Genomic DNA, 16,749 nt, shown 5'->3' on the forward strand with positions numbered 1-16,749 from the left:
GGAGGGCTGCTACGTTAATGAAGCGGAGGGCTCGCGCCTGCCTCGCTCATGATTTTTTCAGTCTCTTTTTTAGCAGCTGGATCGCTGCTTACTAACGCGGCAATTTGGGCCCATGCTTGAGCATCCGAGGCGCCGGAATTCCCGGTGTCCTGCCGTGGTGCAGCAGTGGAACGGCTGTCGTGCTCATGTACAGCTGACCGATCACCAGATATGTTTTTTTTTATCATACCGGAGAGCGACCTACGCACTGCTCCTGACCATAGCTGGTTTACAGCCACGCTGGCGGCGGCCGCCATTCCAGGTCTTTTGCGAGCCACATAAAGCGCCATCGCCGCCCCGGCAACTCCTCCTACTACAAGGCTTCCGAGCTTCAAGGCCATTCCTCCTTCATATGCCGGCGAACCGGCTCAGCTTGATGCCTGTAGTATGCCCGCTCGGTTCTCCTTCATGCGCCTTCAGGCAAACAAGCCGTTATTATGGTAAAATGATCTACCTGAACCGCCCCGCCATCTAATATGTGGCTCCCCTACTACAAGCATCTGGAGGTATTTCCGTTGATGAATGATAAATTCCGCCAAGCAGCCCGCTCTACTGCTGCTGCAGCGGCATTGCTGCTGATCGCAGGTTGCACAGCTGGCTCGGGAAGCGGGACACAGCCGGCTGCAAGCCTGGCCCCATCGCCGAAGGTAAGCGTGGCTCCAACCAGCTCACCCTCACCTACCAACGTTCCATCCGCATCGCCTGCCGCTACATCAACATCGCCATCACCATCCCCAACAGGAACGGGTGAACAAGCTTCAAAAGAGCCGCTATACCGCATGAATGAAAAATCTTATCGTTTCGCTCCGCTCGGAGATGCCTCTAAAAAGGTTGTACTGCTCTCCTTCGACGATGGTCCAAAGGAAAAAGAAATGCTGACCTCGATGCTGGATACGCTGGATAAACATAGCGCTAAAGCGATTTTCTTCGTGAACGGTTATCGTGCCAAAGAAAACCCGGAACTGCTCAAACTGATCCAAGAGCGTGGCCAGACGATCGGCAACCATTCCTGGGATCATGTCGAGCTCCGCAAAAAAAGCAAAGCCGAGGTGCAGAAGCAACTCGGCGATGTGCAAGATATAGTGGAAAAAGAAACGGGTGAAAGGCCGTTATTCTTCCGCCCTCCATTCGGAGCAGGTGGAGATGTCGGCAAACAGGTTGCCAAAGATGAGGGTATGCTGTACATGACCTGGTCGAATGGATCTCTGGACTGGGATCTCAAAGCGACCAAGAAGGATTCGCAGCTCGTCATAAAACAAGTTATGGATCAGCTTCATCCCGGAGCCAATATTCTCATGCATGAGCTTCAATGGACGGCCGATGGCCTTGACTCGCTGTTAACGAAGCTTTCGGAGAAAGGTTACGGCTTCATAGATCCTGCGACCATCGAAATCAAAAGCTAACTATTTTTGTCGCCCTTAGTCAGCACCAGTAAATGGATTGCAGGCGGGCAATTAAGCCGGATCGGCGCCTTCGAGGTGCCATAGCCCGGGCTTACGAGTAACCGGACCTTCTGGGGTCCGGTTTTTTGCCATGCCACCGGAGCGGGTAATTGGAACCAGCCTACGCGGAATTTTCGCACACTTGCTGTCCTCATCGCTGGCCCTAACAAAGGAAGTACAATTTGCCCTCCATGCGTATGTCCGGACAGAACAAGATCGGCTGCGATTCCGCTCTGGCGGTTGCGGTACGCTATTATCGGATCATGCGTCATAAGCACCGTGAAAGGCGGCTCGGAGTTGCCTCCACGAAGCTGCAGCAAAGATTGGTCTGGCTCCGGCGCCAGTGGTGTAGTGAGTGTCTCCTCCAGCCTGTCGCGCAGTGTGCGAGGATCGTCCGTGCCAGCCAGCTTGAACGGCTCCCTACCCGGAAGCCGGATCATTTGATAGCGATTTTGAAGTATTTTAACCTCCGCATCCTCAAGGCAAGAGCGAAGTGCTTCGATATCCTCATCATAATCATGATTTCCGAACACGGCATAAGGGGGTCCCAAGCGGCTAAGTAAACGCATATTTTCACGCACGAGTTCCAAGCTAACACCCTTCTCGCGAACATCGCCTCCGATTAACACCAGCTCAACTCCGCCCTGCTCCTCCACTTGCCCCGTCAGTCCAGGATCAATCCTACGGCGGTGAATGTCACTGATGAACAAAATTCGCAGCCCTTCAAGACCGACCGGGAGCCTCGCCAGAGGAACCGTTTCTTTCGTCAAGTCCGTACCCATGGCCTCTTTCTTCATAACACGAAGCAGATGGATGCCAAACCAACTTAAGACGAGGAGCAACAACAGCGCAAGCAAGATAAATAGAATAACGGATGTCATCATGGGGAATCACCGATGCCTTTCCATACAGCTGCGCCAGGCGGCTCCCCCGCTTCTAGGAATAAACTTCTGCCCCAGAAAAAGAGACAGCCTGACAAAAGAATAAACAGAAAAACCAACGTCTGCATCAACAACCGGAACATACGCGGTCGCAAAGAAGGATGCTTCTGACTGCGCGAAGGCAAATCGCTTTTTTGCTCGCTTTTCTCTCGTTCACCGGAGCCGGAAGGCTCTCGGCGTCTGCGACCGAATTTTTCGATCCGACTCATGCCTTCCTCCTTAAACGAATAATAAGTCCCATTATAAAATCAATCGCAAAATGGGCCAGTATTGGAGCCCACAGCGTACCGCTTTCCTCATAAATCCAACCGAGGCCATAACTAATGGAGAAGACAAGGCCGGTAGGAATCCAATGTTTCAAATAGCGGATGTGGATTGCCGCGAACAGAATGCTCGTCCAGTAGGCGCCGATAGCGAACTGGATCGCCCCTCGGAATAACATCTCTTCACAGATCGCCACAATTAGCGATAACAACGCGATATGCCATATCGGACGGTTGCCAAATATACGCTCGTTCACGCCTCCATCGTCGGCCGCCTCCTCAGGAACCCAGCGGGAGAGGATGAGATCAACAGCCAGTACAGTGACGGCTAGTCCTAGCCCCCAGTAGAGGAAAGTAAGTCCTTGCGGCAGCTTAAGGAGCATGAAAGGATTCCTACCCTGAAAAAAACACCAGGCCAAACCGATAACTAGGGTAACTGCTTGTGTGACATACAGGTTGAGCAGCAACATACGGTCCGACAGCTCATCAACGGAGACGCTGCGAACGCGGATGTTGCGGATATCGAATTTCTTCATGGAATCCCGCCTGTCTTGGAAGTAATCACAGCCGATAATCAACCGATTGCAAGGAGAATTCTCATGGACAAACATCTGAACCGCTATCAAATGCTTTTCACTCTCGGTTTTATTTTCATGCTTGCTGTAGCGGTGGGCGCCTTTTTTACAGGCGTTGAGATCGGCTCCTCGCGCACGGAATCTCGTTTTGAAGCCAAGAAGCTCCAAGCTTCGTCGGCAAAGACCACTTCTGCTTATTCACAGCAGGATCTGGTATCCTTTTATCATACCGTATTTTCTCCTTATCGTGAATTTCAGAGCGAATGGCTCGAGATGGAGAGCCGTTTGGAATCCCGTTCCGCCACGTTGTCGACCGGTATGCTGGAGCAGCTCGCTGATCTAGCTACCAAAAAACGCAAGGAGATTGAAGCGGTAGCCAATGAACACAAAAGCGGTTTATTGGCCGATTCCAGAGCTTCCTATCTCGCGAGCCTTGATAACTTTAACGCAGCTGCGAAACGCCAGAAAACAGCCGCCGCCGGGAGCAGCCCGGATATTTTCCTAGTCACTCTGAGAGCAGATAAGGATTACAAAAAGGGCTCCAACCTATCCTTGATCGGCCAAAACAATTATTATGGCGCGATGCTGTCCTGGGCTTCTTCTACGAACAGTGATATTCCTAGTCGTATTGAGCTGTCAGGCGTTATGAGCCTTAAACAATGGAGCAGCAGCCCTCTTACGGTGAAGAACAAACTGGTCGCAGATCTGCTCAGCAAAAGAGGACAGATGAATGCATACCTCCCTCAGGATTTGTCCGGAGCGGTGGATCAACTCATTGAATCCGGCGAGGCGGAGCGTCTCAACCTCGGTAGCCTTCAAAGCGCTGCGGAGCTGCTAAGCGGCACTGGCGCTGTTCGCAGTGGGGATTTCTGGGCGATCAAGCCGCGCCTTTACAGCTCAGAGGTCCTCCCTCAGCTGCCATTTTTTCTCCCTCCCGAGGGCTAAATCCGTTCTGGTTGAATAATATCTAAAATTTACTTAGCCATCAAGTTTTGTCATTGCATTTGGGACTACACCGCTTTAGAATAGTAAAGGTCAGCCTTTAGGCGCAAGTTACGGCTTTATTCGACAGAATCCGAGAAGATTCTCACCCGAAGGCACTTTAGCCCGGGCAAGCACTCCAGTAACTCCCGTCCCGGCTGGACAAGATAACTGCCGGGCGGGTTTTTTCTTCATGGCTCGCAAGCATACAACTTTCATAGATGTTTGTCTGGCAAGCGTCTGAGCCGCCTTTATATGGCATTGGCAAAGCCGCTTGCTTGTATGCAACCACCATTCGCTAGGAGGCATTCCCCATGTTCAAAGTGTTAGTTTCCGATCCGATCAGCGACCTTGGCATCCAGCAGCTTATGGATGCTGAAGATGTCGTAGTCGACAAAAAGCCTGGTCTTAGCGAGGATGAGCTTGTTGCCATCATCGGCGAGTACGATGCCCTGCTTGTGCGCAGCCAGACCCGTGTCACGGCAAGAGTACTCGAAGCAGGTACTTCGCTCAAAGTCGTAGGTCGCGCCGGTGTCGGCGTTGACAACATCGAACTTCCGGCCGCAACGAGCAAAGGCGTTATCGTAATCAATGCTCCGGACGGCAACACCATTACGACCTGCGAGCATACCTTCGCCATGATGATGGCTGTAGCCCGCCACATTCCACAGGCTTATGCCAAAACGGTCGGCGGCGAGTGGGACCGCAAGTCTTTCGTCGGCGTTGAGCTGCGCGGCAAAACGCTCGGCGTTGTCGGCATGGGACGCATCGGCAGCGAGGTTGCTAAGCGCGCCAAAGCATTCGGAATGGATATTCTCGGATACGATCCCTTCCTAACGGAAGAAAAAGCAGAAAAACTCGGCATCAAGCTCGCTAGCGTAGATGATATCGTACGCGGTGCAGATTTCATGACGGTTCATACGCCGCTCACGCCAGAGACCCGTCATATGATTGGCGCGGAGCAGTTCAAAGTCATGAAGCGAGGTATGCGGATCGTTAACTGTGCGCGCGGCGGCATTGTTGATGAATATGCGCTCGTTGATGCCATCAATGAAGGTATCGTCGCTGGAGCTGCCTTCGACGTGTTTGAGGTGGAGCCTCCTGTTGCGGATCATCCATTCCTCACCCACCCTAAAATTATCGTAACGCCACATCTTGGTGCTTCGACAATTGAAGCCCAAGAGAATGTAGCAATCGACGTAGCGGAGCAAGTGCTGCATATTTTACGCAATGAGCCATTCTTTAACGCGGTCAACATGCCTCCTGTTGCGGCAGCCGTCATGACGAAGCTGCAGCCATACTTTGGGCTTGGCGAGAAGCTCGGTTCGCTCATTGCTCAAATTACGGAAGGCCCTGTCGGTGAAATTACGGTAGGTTATTCGGGCGATCTGGCCGAGGTAGATACTCAGCCGCTCACCCGCTACATCGTCAAAGGCATCCTGGCCCACCATCTCGGCAGCGACCAGGTCAACATTATCAACTCCCTGCATCTTGCCAAGGAACGTGGCGTTAATGTCGTCGTGAACAAATCGCATACCGCGAAAGACTTCACAAACCTTGTCAGCGTGACGCTGAGCAGCCGCAGCGAGAGCACTCATGTAGCCGGCACTCTCCTGACGGGTTATGGACCACGAGTTGTGCAGATCAACAACTACACGGTTGACGTTGCCCCATCCGGACATTTGGTACTTATCTCCCATAATGACCGTCCAGGTATCATCGGCCGTATTGGTACGCTGCTTGGTTCCAATGATGTGAACATCGCTACGATGCAAGTAGGCCGCCAAGCCGAGGGCGGTGCCGCTATCATGGTACTTACCGTTGATAAAGGTGTTCCTAAACCTGTACTCGCTCAGATGACCCAGCTCGATGAGCTCAAGTCCGCGAAGGAAGTTACGCTCTACTAATAGGATTAACGGCTGCACAAGCCCGCCTTCTGGCGGGCTTTTTTTAATTGATATATATAATTTTTCAGATTTGTTCCACATGCAACAATATTTGCCCTGCTGTTTCAACAAAAAACACCCTCCTAAGAGGGTGTTAAGACAAGATGGGATTCGCTTCGACAGGTAGCAGCAGAGTAAATGTTGTTCCACGGCCAATCTGACTCTGAACGCGGATGGAACCGCTGTGGGCATCTACTATATTGCGTACAATGGCAAGTCCAAGCCCCGTTCCGCCTGATTGCCCCTGCCCCCGCTTACGTGCTTTGTCCGCTTTGTAGAAGCGTTCAAAAATGTAAGGTAAATCCTCTTCCGGAATGCCCTGACCTTCATCAGCAACCTCAAGCTCCGCGTACTGGATCCCGTCGATGATAACTGGATTTAAAATAAGCCGTATGCCAGATCCATCCGGGCTGTGCCGAATGGCATTATCGAGCAGATTAGTCAATACTTGCTCCAATCTATCCTCATCTGCTTGTTGCAAGATGAGTTGCCCGGCAGAGCCGATATACTCAAGCTGTATACCACGATCCAATGTGTACACATTGAACTTGTGTGCGACGCGTTTCAGCAGCTGATCCATGTCGACCTGATCCAAGTTCAGCTCGACATGACCGGCTTCCATACGCGCCAGATCCAGCAGGTCCTTTACTAGCCGCCCCATACGCAGCGACTCGTCATGGATAACCTGGACGAGCTCACGGCGTTCCTCCGGTGAAGCCGCAATATCATCCAGCAGCGCTTCACTGTAGCCTTGCAGCATGGACAGCGGCGTCCGAATCTCATGGGATACATTGGCGACAAAATCACGCCGCAGCTTCTCCACCCGATGTTCTTCCGTCACATCCCGCATCACGGCTACCACTCCGCGGACCGTATCGTCCGATTTGAGCGGCGCCATCACAACCGACCAGACGCCAGACTGCACTTGAATCTTCTCGCTCAGATCCCGCCCTTCCAGCGTTACGGTGCGGAACAGCTCGCGCAGCGGTCCTGGGGCCACGAGAGGGCCGGGAGACTCCCCATCCCCCTCTTGGTCCCAATCCGCCTTGCGCCAACGCTCCAGCAGCTGTTCTCCTGGAGGATTGGCAAGTACGACCTGGCCAGCGGCATCCAAGGTGATGACCGCATCTGCCATGCTGCGCAGTACGCTGGACAGGTGCTCCTTTTCGTGATTCAGGTCCGTGATGAATTCCTGCAAATCTGCCGCCATCCGATTAAAGGCGCTGGCCAGCTCTCCAATCTCATCCGAGGAGCGGATCGGTACACGCGTCCGGTATTCTCCCTGCGAGATCAGATTGGCCGCATCCTTCATTTGCAACAGCGGCTGGGTGATTTTGCTGGACAGGAAAAAAGCGAAAAAGGTGGATAGCAGAAACCCGATGATACCGATGTAGACAAATAGCAGCTTGACACGGAATGGCTCTTCAAAGGCAATATCGATGTACTGAAGCAGGAACATGCCCAAGATGATCAACACGACCGCGACGAGCAGCATGATCGTTATCCACAGCTTGCCGACGACGCTTCTCCACGTCCATCTCATCGGTTACTTCGGCACCTCTAACTTGTATCCTACGCCCCATACCGTCGTAATCATCGATGCGGCCTCGGAGGATACTTTGTTAAGCTTCTCTCTCAGCCTTTTTACATGGGTGTCCACCGTTCTCAAGTCGCCAAAGAACTCATAGTTCCATACATCCTTCAGCAGCTCTTCACGCGAAAACACTTTATCGGGACTGACTGCGAGATAATGCAGCAATTCATACTCCTTTGGAGTTAAGCTGACCTCATGACCTCCAGCAGTGACACGGTGAGCGTCATGTTCAATTACTAAGTGAGGGAACACGATATTGCTGCTGGCATTAGTTTCGCGTGTCAAAAATGCTGTTGCAGATGAGCGACGCAGGATCGCTTTGACACGGTAGATGATTTCGCGTGGGCTGAAAGGTTTAACGACGTAGTCGTCTGCTCCAACTTCAAAACCCTGAACGCGGTTCATCTCTTCCCCTTTAGCCGTCAGCATGATGACAGGAGTTCCCTTAATCTGACGGAGCCGGCTACATACCTCGATGCCATCCATTCCTGGAAGCATAACATCCAGCAAAATAAGGTCGAAATCAAAGCCAGAGGCAAGCTTCAAAGCTTGCTCTCCGTCTTCCGCTTCTTCTATTTGGTAGCCTTCTTTTTCTAGATACATTTTCAGTAAGCGGCGAATGCGCTCCTCGTCATCAACGACAAGAATCCGATGCACATATTCACTCATGCAGCATTACTCCTTTGATTTGTCATTTGGTTCCGGCATAGGAATGTAAACCGGCAATGACAAGATTGACGCCTATCAGCGTAAACATAATAATAACGAATCCTATTACAGTAAGCCAGGACGAGCGCTTACCGTGCCAGCCGCGGGACAGACGCAAATGCAGATACGCGCTGTAGAACAACCAAGTAATAAGCGCCCAAACTTCCTTGGGATCCCAGCCCCAGAAACGCGACCAGGCGATTTGCGCCCAAATCATGGCGAATATTAGCGCGCCTAATGTGAATATCGGGAAGCCGATCGCAATCGCTCGGTAACTAATCTCATCCAGATCATCTGGATCGATATCCGTCGTAAGCGGATGAATGACCGCGCTGAGTCTTTTGCGGAAGATCAAGCGAAGCAATCCATACAATACTGCACCGGTAAGCAGCGACCAAACGACCGTGTTCAGCTTGCGGCCGGCATTGATGCCTTTCATCCAGGATGGAGCTTCGGCAAGCGGTTTATCCACGCCAAGGAAAGCATCCGCTTGAATCACAGTACTGTTGAAAGGCTGGACAATTGGAGGCAGCGAGTAAATCACCGTTTCGGTTTCGGAAACCGCCTGCCCTGCTCCAGTCACATCAACGGTCTCCTGTTTGAACTCCGCCTCGTAACCTGCCATACGGAAGCCAAATACGCTAACAATGAAACCACAGGCTACTAGCAGCATGAACAGAGTCGCTTCTAACCAGAAGCGCTCCTTCTTTGCACTAGCTGTGTTACTGCTAAAATCGACTGTCCGCAGCAGATGCAGCAGTCCGGCTGCAAAACCTACAGCGAGGAAGGCTTCGCCCAAAGCAGCGGTTGTAACATGAATTTTGAGCCAGTAGGAGTTCAGAGCCGGAATAAGCGGTTGGACCTCCTGCGGAAACACCGAAGCGTAGGAAATAATAATAATCACCAGTGGCAAAGTGACCATACCTAAAATCGGCTTACGATAAATCAGAATTATAACGACAAAAGCGATCATGACTGCCATACCGAGGAACGTCATGAATTCATACATATTACTGACCGGAATATGACCTTGCCCGATCCAACGCGTGAAGAAAAAGGTCAGTTGCGCGGCCAAACCAAGCGCGGAGACGGTAAAGGCGATCCGTCCCCATTTGCGCTCATGACGTACGGGATCGCCATGGCTCCACTTGCGGCCGGCAATCGCCATGACATAAAACAAAAATCCGAAGCAATAGAGGAAAAATGCCGCTATGAAAGCGGAGCTGCTCAAATCAAGCCAATTCACGTCCGATTACCTCCGTTATCCAAGCTCTTCGGGTCAACCTCGTTGCCCGCAGCTTTGAGTGCTGCCGCAAGATCCGCCCGCATACCGTACCAATTTTTGTTTGTGTGCGCGCCGATTGTAATCCGGTTGCCATCCACGCGCAGCCAGATGCGGCGATGATGCCAATAAGCACCCATAACTAGACCAAGCATTGAAATTCCAAGACCGACCCAGACAAAAGGCATGGCGAGATCCTTGCGGATATTGAGGAATGTCGTGTATTCCACGAAATTTACATTCTCCATTCCCTGCACTCTAATCTCGAAGCGATCGGCCAATCCAGCATTCAGATCATCCTGACTGAAGGCTACTTTGTCCTTTTGCATCGGGAAGTAGATGTAGGGCTCTCCGCCTTCGGCAAGACCTGGTCCGCTGAGCATGAAGATGAAAGCGGGAGCCTTGGGATCACGCGACTTCGTGATTGGCTGACCGTCCTCTCCGATACCGAACTCCATGAAGTTCTGTCTGAGCTCGAGCTTGTACGGCCCGACTTCATAACTTGTCTCCGGATTCCGCATCGCAAGTGTGAATGGTCCGTACGTTTTTCCCGTCGCCTTGTCTTCAATGATCGGCTTCACTTCACGCAGGACAGGCGTGTTGTCAAAATCGAATTGATAAACCTTAAGGCCCTTGTATTCAAGAGGACTATTCACTTCGATCGGGTGCCGTTCAACCTCCTGAAGCTTAGCTGTTTCGGATGAGGAGCAATTGGCCGAGCATTCATACATTACGGCGTCTGTCCGGTACAGCTTGGCCCGTATCGTACCTCTAAGCTCTTTTGGCAGCTCGTCATCCTCATAATATTCTACGGTGAATTTCTCATTTTTCAGGAAATAATTCGTACCCTCAACCCGGACTGTATCTCCCTCGGGAATGGTGACATACTCGTCCATCTCCCAAGCCGGTACGGCGCGTCCAAGCACGGCCAGCAGGAACAGAATCAGCCCGATATGGTTAATATACGGACCCCAACGGCTGAAGCGGTTCTTCTCTGCCAAAAAGGCGTTGTCCTTGCGGATGACCTTGTAATGCCGTTTCTTGGCTTGTACCTGGAAGCGATCTATCCATTCCGTCAGGTCACCCTCAACCGTGCCGCTGTAAGAGGCGCGCTGACGCAGCAGGAATGACTCATGCTTGAGAATCTGTTGCCTGTTAAGTGCCCGATAGAGCGGCAAGACGCGGTCCAAACTGCAGATGACTAGCGAGGTGCCGATCATGACGAGCAGCAGCACAAACCACCATGATTCGAATGTGTGGGACAATCCTAGCGCATAATAGATTTCGCCGGAAGTTCCGTATGTATCGCGGTAATAGTTCGCCAAGTTCTGCGTGGTAATGAAGCTGCTCTCTTGCGGGTAGATGGTGCCTAGCGATGCTCCAACTAGCGTGATGATAATTAGGTATACAGCAACCTTGACGGAGGAGAAAAAGTTCCATACCCGGTCTATGATTGACGGGTTGCTCTTTTGCGACCGCCTAGCCGCTCCGTCGTAACGCATTTCCAGCAGTTCAGATGCGGCATCGCTGAATTCTTCACCAAGCGTTCTCCCGCATGCCTCACACAATACTGTGCCGGTAGGATTTTGGTGACCGCATTTGCATTTGGTGTTTTGGAACACCGTTGTAGCCTCCTGTTCGTCCAGCTTATCCGTTAGATTCGGGCCGGGTTCAACTTTCTTTGATCAGCTTCAGCACACGCTCTTCAATGTCGGCTTCCGTCATTCCGCCTTCATAGACTTCCTCTAGCGTACCGTCAGGCTTGATGAAAAAAGTCGTAGGATAGGATCGAAGTCGGTATCGCTTCTCCGTCTCCTCATTGACATCTCTAAGGATCGGATACGTCAAATTTTTGCCGTCGACGAAGTTTTTGACCGTAAGATCATCCTCGCTGAGGTTGATCGCCAGTATCTCTAACCCTTCGCTCTTCCACTTGTCGTATTGACGCTGGAACTCCGGCATTTCCCTGACGCAAGGCGGGCAAAAGCTTCCCCAGAAATTGACCACAACAGGCCTGCCTTCATAGTCCGCCAGCGAGACTGTTCGTCCATCGGTGGTAGCCAGCGTAAATGCAGGAGGTTTATCTCCTGGTCTTACGAAGTCTTCCTTCGACACAAACAGCGTCTTGCTGATGGCATAACCGCCGAGAAGCAAGACGCCGAGAAAAATGATGATTTGAACCGTCTTTCGGGCAGAGCCCTTCATCCCGAGTCACCACCTCATGTAAGCGTTTCTTCCTTCTCATTATACCTGTCGGCGGGGTTTGCGTATGGAGCTCTCCGGTCAGTTTTTGTGGCTATTGTGTGAATGTGCGGCATCGCGCAATTCCTTGATTTCGGATAACGTCAGATGTCTGAATTTGCCGCGCTGCATGTTGTCCAAGCCGAGATGGCCGAACTTGATCCGCTTCAGTCGTGTAACGGGATGACCGACCGCGTCAAACATGCGACGAACTTGGCGATTGCGTCCCTCGTAAATCGTAATGGAGACAGTAGCAGAATTGCTGTCCATGTCGATATCGTGGTAGTCAACCTCAGCCGGCGCTGTCATGCCGTCCTCCAGCTTAACGCCCCTTTGCAACTTCTCCAGCGCTGTGCCATGGGGCACACCCTTCACGGTTGCCAAATAAGTTTTAGGCACATGATGGCTTGGATGCGTCAGCAGATTGGCGAATTCGCCGTCATTCGTAAGCAGCAGAAGTCCTTCCGTATCGTAATCCAGCCTTCCGACGGGATAAACACGCTCCTTGATACCAGTTAAAAAGTCGCTCACAATTTTGCGGCCCTTTGGATCGGACGCACTTGTGATGACACCCTTCGGCTTGTTCATCATCACGTAGATTTTTTTCTCGGAAGCAATTCGCCTGCCCTTAACGATGATGACATCTGTTGTGGGATCCGCCTTCGTACCTAGCTCGCGGACCACTTTTCCGTTCACTTCCACCGCTCCGCTTGTGATAAGCTCCTCGCATTTGCGACGGGAGGCTACTCCAGCAGCAGCGATGATTTTTTGTAATCGTTCCAATTAAGTTCACCTCATCCACCATCATACCCATTGTCCTCCAAAAGTACAAGCTGGCGCCCACATCGGTCGATTTGTGCAAAAAAAAGACCGCTTCCGTCCCAAGTAGGGATCGAAGCGGAGCAAATCTCAGCCGAATATATACAAACAGATGAATACGGCGGCAACAAAACCGACCAGATCGGAAAACAACCCGACCTTGAGCGCATATCTCGTGCGCCGAATGCCGATAGCGCCGAAGTATACGGTGAGCACGTACAAGGTCGTATCCGTGCTTCCCTGAATCGTAGATGCAATCCGGCCAATCATACTGTCAGGCCCATAGGTAGCGATGAGATCGGACGTAAAGGCCAGCGATCCCGCTCCGGTGAGCGGACGAAGCAGTGCCAGTGGCAGCACTTCACCGGGAATGCCGATATAGCGCAGTAAGGGCTCCATTGCTCCTGTAATGAAATCCATCGCTCCCGAAGCACGAAACATGCTGATTGCGACCATCATGCCGACGAGATGCGGGATGATGCTAATCGCAGTGCCGAAACCTTCTTTTGCGCCCTCAGTGAACGTTTCATATACAGGTACTTTACGAAAAGCCCCATATAAAGGAATAAAAGCAATAATAGCTGGGATCATCCAAGCGGACAGTAAATTAATGAAAGCATACATGAATGCACCCCCTCAAATTCAGGTGGCAGGCCGTTTTCCGCTTCCTCTAGATCGCAGCAATCCTGCCGAGCGATGTTCCTGTTTGCCTAAAGGCTGCTCTGCCGTTGGCGGAGCGAGCGGAGGCTGTCGGTGTCGATACCAGCGATCCAGTGCAATCGCCGCTATTGTCGCAACAGCTGTCGCGGCAAGCGTTGTGCCGACGATCTCCGCCGGATTCACCGACCCATAATTCATGCGGATTGCAATCAATGTAGTCGGCACGAGCGTAATGCTGGATGTGTTAAGCGCAAGCAGTGTACACATGGCGGGAGTCGCTGTATCCGGATTCGGGTTCAGCTTTTGCAGCTCCTGCATCGCCTTAATGCCCATCGGCGTCGCCGCATTGCCTAGCCCGAGAATATTCGCACTCATATTGCTCATGATGTAGCCCATTGCGGGATGGCCCTTAGGCACATCAGGGAACAACAGGCGGACGAGTGGGCTCAGCAGACGGGCGAGACGGGCGAGCAAACCAGCGTCCTCAGCGATTCGCATCAGCCCCATCCAGAAGACAAGAATGCTGATCAAGCCGAAGCAGATTGTCACTCCATTTTTGGCTCCATCAAACGCCGCCTGCGTCACGGCATCCATACGACCGGTAGCCGCAGCAACGACAACGCTGATCACGATAAAAAACAGCCATATCCAGTTGACCACGCAGCATCAAGCCTCCTTGGCTCCAAATAGCGCTCGCAGGCTCATCATCAGCGCTGAGCCGATTGAAGCAGGCCGATTGTCAAACATACCGCCTGGGCGGAAAGAGGCGGCTGGCCGATCCGGCAGCTTAAGCCTTGCACTTCCCTGATCATACACAGGCACCGTTCCGATCGGCTGCCCGTTCAAGCTCCACTCCAGCCTGCCGCGCTCACCAAGCGCATATGCAGTTGCATCTTTGGAAGGACTGAGCAGCACCAGATTGTTGCTGAGTCCCGCCTCTTCCCCATCCGCCAGTGGATAACTGAACGGTCTGCCTGCCGCAAGCGTGTAACCTTTGAGCGGCTCGCCTTTTTGGGCTAGCGGCTTCAGCTTGTAATTGCCAAAGCCCCAGTCCAGCAATACGGAGTGATCATGCCAATCATCTCGATCATTTAGCGTCACGACAGCAAGCTGCTGTCCATCCCTGGTAGCCGAGCTTACTAGGCAGCGCAGCGCCGTTTTGGTATAACCGGTTTTAACCCCATCTGCCCCATCGTACATAGCCAGCATTTTGTTTTTGTTGGCCCAGCTGTAATCCCAAGGATCATTAGGGTTTGGCGCCTTGTGCACCTTCGTCTTGACGATTTCCGCGAACACCGGATTGCGCAGAGCATAAGCAGTCAGCTTGGCCATATCATTGGCAGTGGACATATGTCCCTTCTGATCCAAGCCGTGGGGATTCATGAATGTAGAATTTTCCAGGCCGATCCAAGCGGCTTTGTCGTTCATCATTCGGACGAAGCCTTCCTCGGAGCCGCCCACATGTTCAGCAATCGCCGTAGCCGCATCATTGCCAGAGCGGAGCATTAGGCCGTAGAGCATATTCTGCAGCTTCATTTTTTCGCCCAGTTTCAAATAAATCGAGGAGCCTTCTTTGCCAACTGCGCGCGGGCCGACCGTAACCGTATCCGTCAGGTCACCCTCTTCAATAGCGGTAATGGCGGTCATGATCTTTGTTAAACTAGCAATGAGCATCGGCGTGTCGCCGGAGTTGCTGTACAGCAATCGTCCGGATTCAACATCGATGAGTGCAGACGCTCTAGCGCTAGTGGACGGCGGCTCCGGAGTTCCAGATGCCGCAGCGGCAGGCAGCATGACAGCGCAAAGCAATGACATTCCGAGCGCAATGGCAACAGTGCGCTTCCAAGCTTGATTTAGGGCCACGGTATTCGCTCCTCCTCATGGCACGAAGAGCCGCATGGGCTCCCGTCTACTCGTCAAATTGTATGTACCTTGTCCGCTAAATATGAACAAGCCCTGACGGTCTGTGAACATAATCGTAGAATCATTCCTGGAATCATTCCTGGAATCCAGATCGATAAACAAAAAACTGCCCCGAAAGAGGGACAGTTCAGTGATGGAGTGAAATGCGTCTTAGATGATGGGATCGGTGTTGATAAGAGTGCTTTCCACACGGTCCGTTCCGGAATTCCGGAACATGCCCTGGATTTTCTCAAAAGCACCGGGCACCGAATCAATGACTCGCTCAACGAGATGGGTCCCATTGTCGAGCGGCACAACCCGCACTCCGTGCGTGCCTACGACGAGAAACGCGATTGGCGTAATCGATACGCCACCACCGCTACCTCCGCCAAAAGGCGACGCTACTTGCGCGTTATGAGCATCGGCATGGGTTGAATTGCTATGTGCGGAGCCATCCATACGGATGTCACTGCCTCCGGCTACGAATCCGAAGCCGACCTTGCTAATCGGCATGATCACGCTACCGTCCGGCGTTTGTACCGGATCGCCGACGATCGTATTCACGTCGACCATTTCCTTGATATTCTCCATAGCCGTCTGCATTAGGCCCTGAATAGGATGTTCTGCCACAGTCTGACGCCTCCTTCCGTTCTCATCATCCGGACAAGCAGTTGCAGTCCGGCAAGGATAGCATTTCCCAAGCTAATTTCCGCTATGCAATTGAACCTTGTTTCCAAGCAAGCAACTCGGTATTCCGGTTGCACTTCCATGGCTGGCTCCCCCTGCAACCGAACGAGCTGGGACAACACGCCAAGAGCTGAGGTTTTGAAAGACCAGACCATACCGGTAGCCATGGCAGTCCACATCGCATCTCCCGTTCCAACGGTAGTTTTCCATTCCCAACGGGTAATTTTCACTTTTCCCATCGTTTTGCGGACGAGGGCAGTTAAATGATCGGTTTGCTTGAGCAGATTCCAGCCATGCTGAAGAAATAGATTGATTTTGTTGAAGCCAATCTCCTCATCCTTGCGAGCACCCGTATGCAGCAGGGAGCCGCTATCCAGCTCGGATAACTCTTCGACCTTTAATCCTGAGCCTCCTAGCTTCATCATCGGTACTTCCCATTTGTACTTGACGAGCCCGAACAGCGCACGGATGTTAAGCACGATGTTGTCGTCGCCGTGTTTGCGTTGTCCTTCGGCATGCGCCCGGATTGGAACGGCTGTCAACGCCGCTGCTGCAATAATCGGCAGCAACACAACGACGAGCCAACCTAGCCAATGCTCCGGCATGAAGCTCACCTCCTTAAGCGGCATGGTCCAAACAGCATGAACATGCGTGCAAGTAGAAGTAGTA

18 protein-coding genes are annotated in these 16,749 nt (G+C 52.2%); 3 read left to right on the forward strand and 15 right to left on the reverse strand.

Annotated features, from left to right (window positions below; genetic code table 11):
• Positions 1-14: 14 nt before the first annotated feature.
• A complete protein-coding gene (locus tag CGZ75_RS08460) occupies positions 15-374 on the reverse strand; it encodes a hypothetical protein (protein ID WP_089523763.1) in 360 nt (119 codons plus the stop codon).
• Between the two features lie 183 nt (positions 375-557).
• Between CGZ75_RS08460 and CGZ75_RS08465 the strand changes: the two genes are divergently transcribed.
• Complete coding sequence (locus tag CGZ75_RS08465) at positions 558-1,442, forward strand: polysaccharide deacetylase family protein (protein WP_089523764.1); 885 nt, start codon at positions 558-560, stop codon at positions 1,440-1,442.
• On the opposite strand, the gene CGZ75_RS08470 is transcribed toward CGZ75_RS08465, so the two are convergent.
• The 3 genes from CGZ75_RS08470 to CGZ75_RS08480 are packed head-to-tail and all read right to left on the reverse strand — an operon-like array spanning position 1,439 to position 3,221.
• Positions 1,439-2,365 (reverse strand): metallophosphoesterase, encoded by a 927-nt coding sequence (locus CGZ75_RS08470; RefSeq protein ID WP_089523765.1) that lies wholly within the window; start codon positions 2,363-2,365, stop codon positions 1,439-1,441. The genes CGZ75_RS08465 and CGZ75_RS08470 overlap by 4 nt on opposite strands.
• The gene (locus tag CGZ75_RS08475) at positions 2,362-2,631 is read right to left on the reverse strand and encodes a hypothetical protein (protein WP_089523766.1); all 270 of its coding nucleotides are present in this window, start codon (positions 2,629-2,631) and stop codon (positions 2,362-2,364) included. The genes CGZ75_RS08470 and CGZ75_RS08475 overlap by 4 nt, the downstream gene beginning before the upstream one ends.
• Positions 2,628-3,221, reverse strand: coding sequence for a CPBP family intramembrane glutamic endopeptidase (locus tag CGZ75_RS08480; protein ID WP_089523767.1), 594 nt, complete (start codon positions 3,219-3,221; stop codon positions 2,628-2,630). The genes CGZ75_RS08475 and CGZ75_RS08480 overlap by 4 nt, the downstream gene beginning before the upstream one ends.
• Positions 3,222-3,284: 63 nt before the next feature.
• On the opposite strand from CGZ75_RS08480, the gene CGZ75_RS08485 reads away from it, so the two are divergent.
• Positions 3,285-4,205 carry a hypothetical protein gene (locus tag CGZ75_RS08485; protein WP_089523768.1) on the forward strand — a complete coding sequence of 307 codons (921 nt, stop codon included), beginning with the start codon at positions 3,285-3,287 and terminating at the stop codon, positions 4,203-4,205.
• A gap of 350 nt (positions 4,206-4,555) precedes the next feature.
• Positions 4,556-6,148 carry a phosphoglycerate dehydrogenase gene (gene serA / locus CGZ75_RS08490; RefSeq protein ID WP_089523769.1) on the forward strand — a complete coding sequence of 531 codons (1,593 nt, stop codon included), beginning with the start codon at positions 4,556-4,558 and terminating at the stop codon, positions 6,146-6,148.
• Between the two features lie 133 nt (positions 6,149-6,281).
• On the opposite strand, the gene CGZ75_RS08495 is transcribed toward serA, so the two are convergent.
• The 11 genes from CGZ75_RS08495 to CGZ75_RS08545 all read right to left on the reverse strand — a co-directional run bounded on the left by CGZ75_RS08495 (position 6,282) and on the right by CGZ75_RS08545 (position 16,685).
• Positions 6,282-7,730, reverse strand: a complete 1,449-nt coding sequence (locus tag CGZ75_RS08495) for a sensor histidine kinase (protein ID WP_089523770.1) — start codon at positions 7,728-7,730, stop codon at positions 6,282-6,284.
• Positions 7,731-7,733: 3 nt separating this feature from the next.
• Positions 7,734-8,450, reverse strand: coding sequence for a response regulator transcription factor (locus CGZ75_RS08500; protein ID WP_089523771.1), 717 nt, complete (start codon positions 8,448-8,450; stop codon positions 7,734-7,736).
• A 22-nt stretch (positions 8,451-8,472) separates the two neighbouring features.
• Positions 8,473-9,735, reverse strand: a complete 1,263-nt coding sequence (gene ccsA / locus CGZ75_RS08505; protein WP_089523772.1) for a cytochrome c biogenesis protein CcsA — start codon at positions 9,733-9,735, stop codon at positions 8,473-8,475.
• The gene (resB, locus tag CGZ75_RS08510) at positions 9,732-11,393 is read right to left on the reverse strand and encodes a cytochrome c biogenesis protein ResB (protein ID WP_089523773.1); all 1,662 of its coding nucleotides are present in this window, start codon (positions 11,391-11,393) and stop codon (positions 9,732-9,734) included. The genes ccsA and resB overlap by 4 nt, the downstream gene beginning before the upstream one ends.
• A 49-nt stretch (positions 11,394-11,442) precedes the next feature.
• Positions 11,443-11,976 (reverse strand): redoxin domain-containing protein, encoded by a 534-nt coding sequence (locus tag CGZ75_RS08515; protein WP_089523774.1) that lies wholly within the window; start codon positions 11,974-11,976, stop codon positions 11,443-11,445.
• A gap of 78 nt (positions 11,977-12,054) precedes the next feature.
• Positions 12,055-12,795 (reverse strand): pseudouridine synthase, encoded by a 741-nt coding sequence (locus CGZ75_RS08520; protein ID WP_089523775.1) that lies wholly within the window; start codon positions 12,793-12,795, stop codon positions 12,055-12,057.
• 126 nt (positions 12,796-12,921) lie between these two features.
• Positions 12,922-13,455, reverse strand: a complete 534-nt coding sequence (locus CGZ75_RS25580; protein WP_089523776.1) for a spore maturation protein — start codon at positions 13,453-13,455, stop codon at positions 12,922-12,924.
• An 18-nt stretch (positions 13,456-13,473) separates the two neighbouring features.
• Positions 13,474-14,151 (reverse strand): nucleoside recognition domain-containing protein, encoded by a 678-nt coding sequence (locus tag CGZ75_RS25585; protein WP_089523777.1) that lies wholly within the window; start codon positions 14,149-14,151, stop codon positions 13,474-13,476.
• A 6-nt stretch (positions 14,152-14,157) separates the two neighbouring features.
• On the reverse strand, positions 14,158-15,306 hold the full coding sequence (locus tag CGZ75_RS08535; protein ID WP_089524618.1) for a D-alanyl-D-alanine carboxypeptidase family protein: 1,149 nt from the start codon (positions 15,304-15,306) through the stop codon (positions 14,158-14,160).
• A 258-nt stretch (positions 15,307-15,564) separates the two neighbouring features.
• On the reverse strand, positions 15,565-16,023 hold the full coding sequence (gene ytfJ, locus CGZ75_RS08540; RefSeq protein WP_089523778.1) for a GerW family sporulation protein: 459 nt from the start codon (positions 16,021-16,023) through the stop codon (positions 15,565-15,567).
• Positions 15,996-16,685 (reverse strand): DUF2953 domain-containing protein, encoded by a 690-nt coding sequence (locus CGZ75_RS08545; protein WP_176444733.1) that lies wholly within the window; start codon positions 16,683-16,685, stop codon positions 15,996-15,998. Before CGZ75_RS08545 ends, ytfJ begins: the two co-directional genes overlap by 28 nt.
• Positions 16,686-16,749 lie beyond the last annotated feature (64 nt).

It is taken from the genome of Paenibacillus herberti, from assembly GCF_002233675.1.
GTDB lineage: Bacteria > Bacillota > Bacilli > Paenibacillales > Paenibacillaceae > Paenibacillus_O > Paenibacillus_O herberti.

Bases quoted from the DNA above. Each gene is read 5' to 3' on its own strand.
- CGZ75_RS08465 (WP_089523764.1), top strand. From the start codon at position 558: ATGAATGATAAATTCCGCCAAGCAGCCCGCTCTACTGCTGCTGCAGCG.
- CGZ75_RS08470 (WP_089523765.1), bottom strand. From the start codon at position 2,365: ATGATGACATCCGTTATTCTATTTATCTTGCTTGCGCTGTTGTTGCTC.
- CGZ75_RS08475 (WP_089523766.1), bottom strand. From the start codon at position 2,631: ATGAGTCGGATCGAAAAATTCGGTCGCAGACGCCGAGAGCCTTCCGGC.
- CGZ75_RS08480 (WP_089523767.1), bottom strand. From the start codon at position 3,221: ATGAAGAAATTCGATATCCGCAACATCCGCGTTCGCAGCGTCTCCGTT.
- CGZ75_RS08485 (WP_089523768.1), top strand. From the start codon at position 3,285: ATGGACAAACATCTGAACCGCTATCAAATGCTTTTCACTCTCGGTTTT.
- serA (WP_089523769.1), top strand. From the start codon at position 4,556: ATGTTCAAAGTGTTAGTTTCCGATCCGATCAGCGACCTTGGCATCCAG.
- CGZ75_RS08495 (WP_089523770.1), bottom strand. From the start codon at position 7,730: ATGAGATGGACGTGGAGAAGCGTCGTCGGCAAGCTGTGGATAACGATC.
- CGZ75_RS08500 (WP_089523771.1), bottom strand. From the start codon at position 8,450: ATGAGTGAATATGTGCATCGGATTCTTGTCGTTGATGACGAGGAGCGC.
- CGZ75_RS08515 (WP_089523774.1), bottom strand. From the start codon at position 11,976: ATGAAGGGCTCTGCCCGAAAGACGGTTCAAATCATCATTTTTCTCGGC.
- CGZ75_RS25580 (WP_089523776.1), bottom strand. From the start codon at position 13,455: ATGTATGCTTTCATTAATTTACTGTCCGCTTGGATGATCCCAGCTATT.
- CGZ75_RS08535 (WP_089524618.1), bottom strand. From the start codon at position 15,306: ATGTCATTGCTTTGCGCTGTCATGCTGCCTGCCGCTGCGGCATCTGGA.
- CGZ75_RS08545 (WP_176444733.1), bottom strand. From the start codon at position 16,685: ATGCCGGAGCATTGGCTAGGTTGGCTCGTCGTTGTGTTGCTGCCGATT.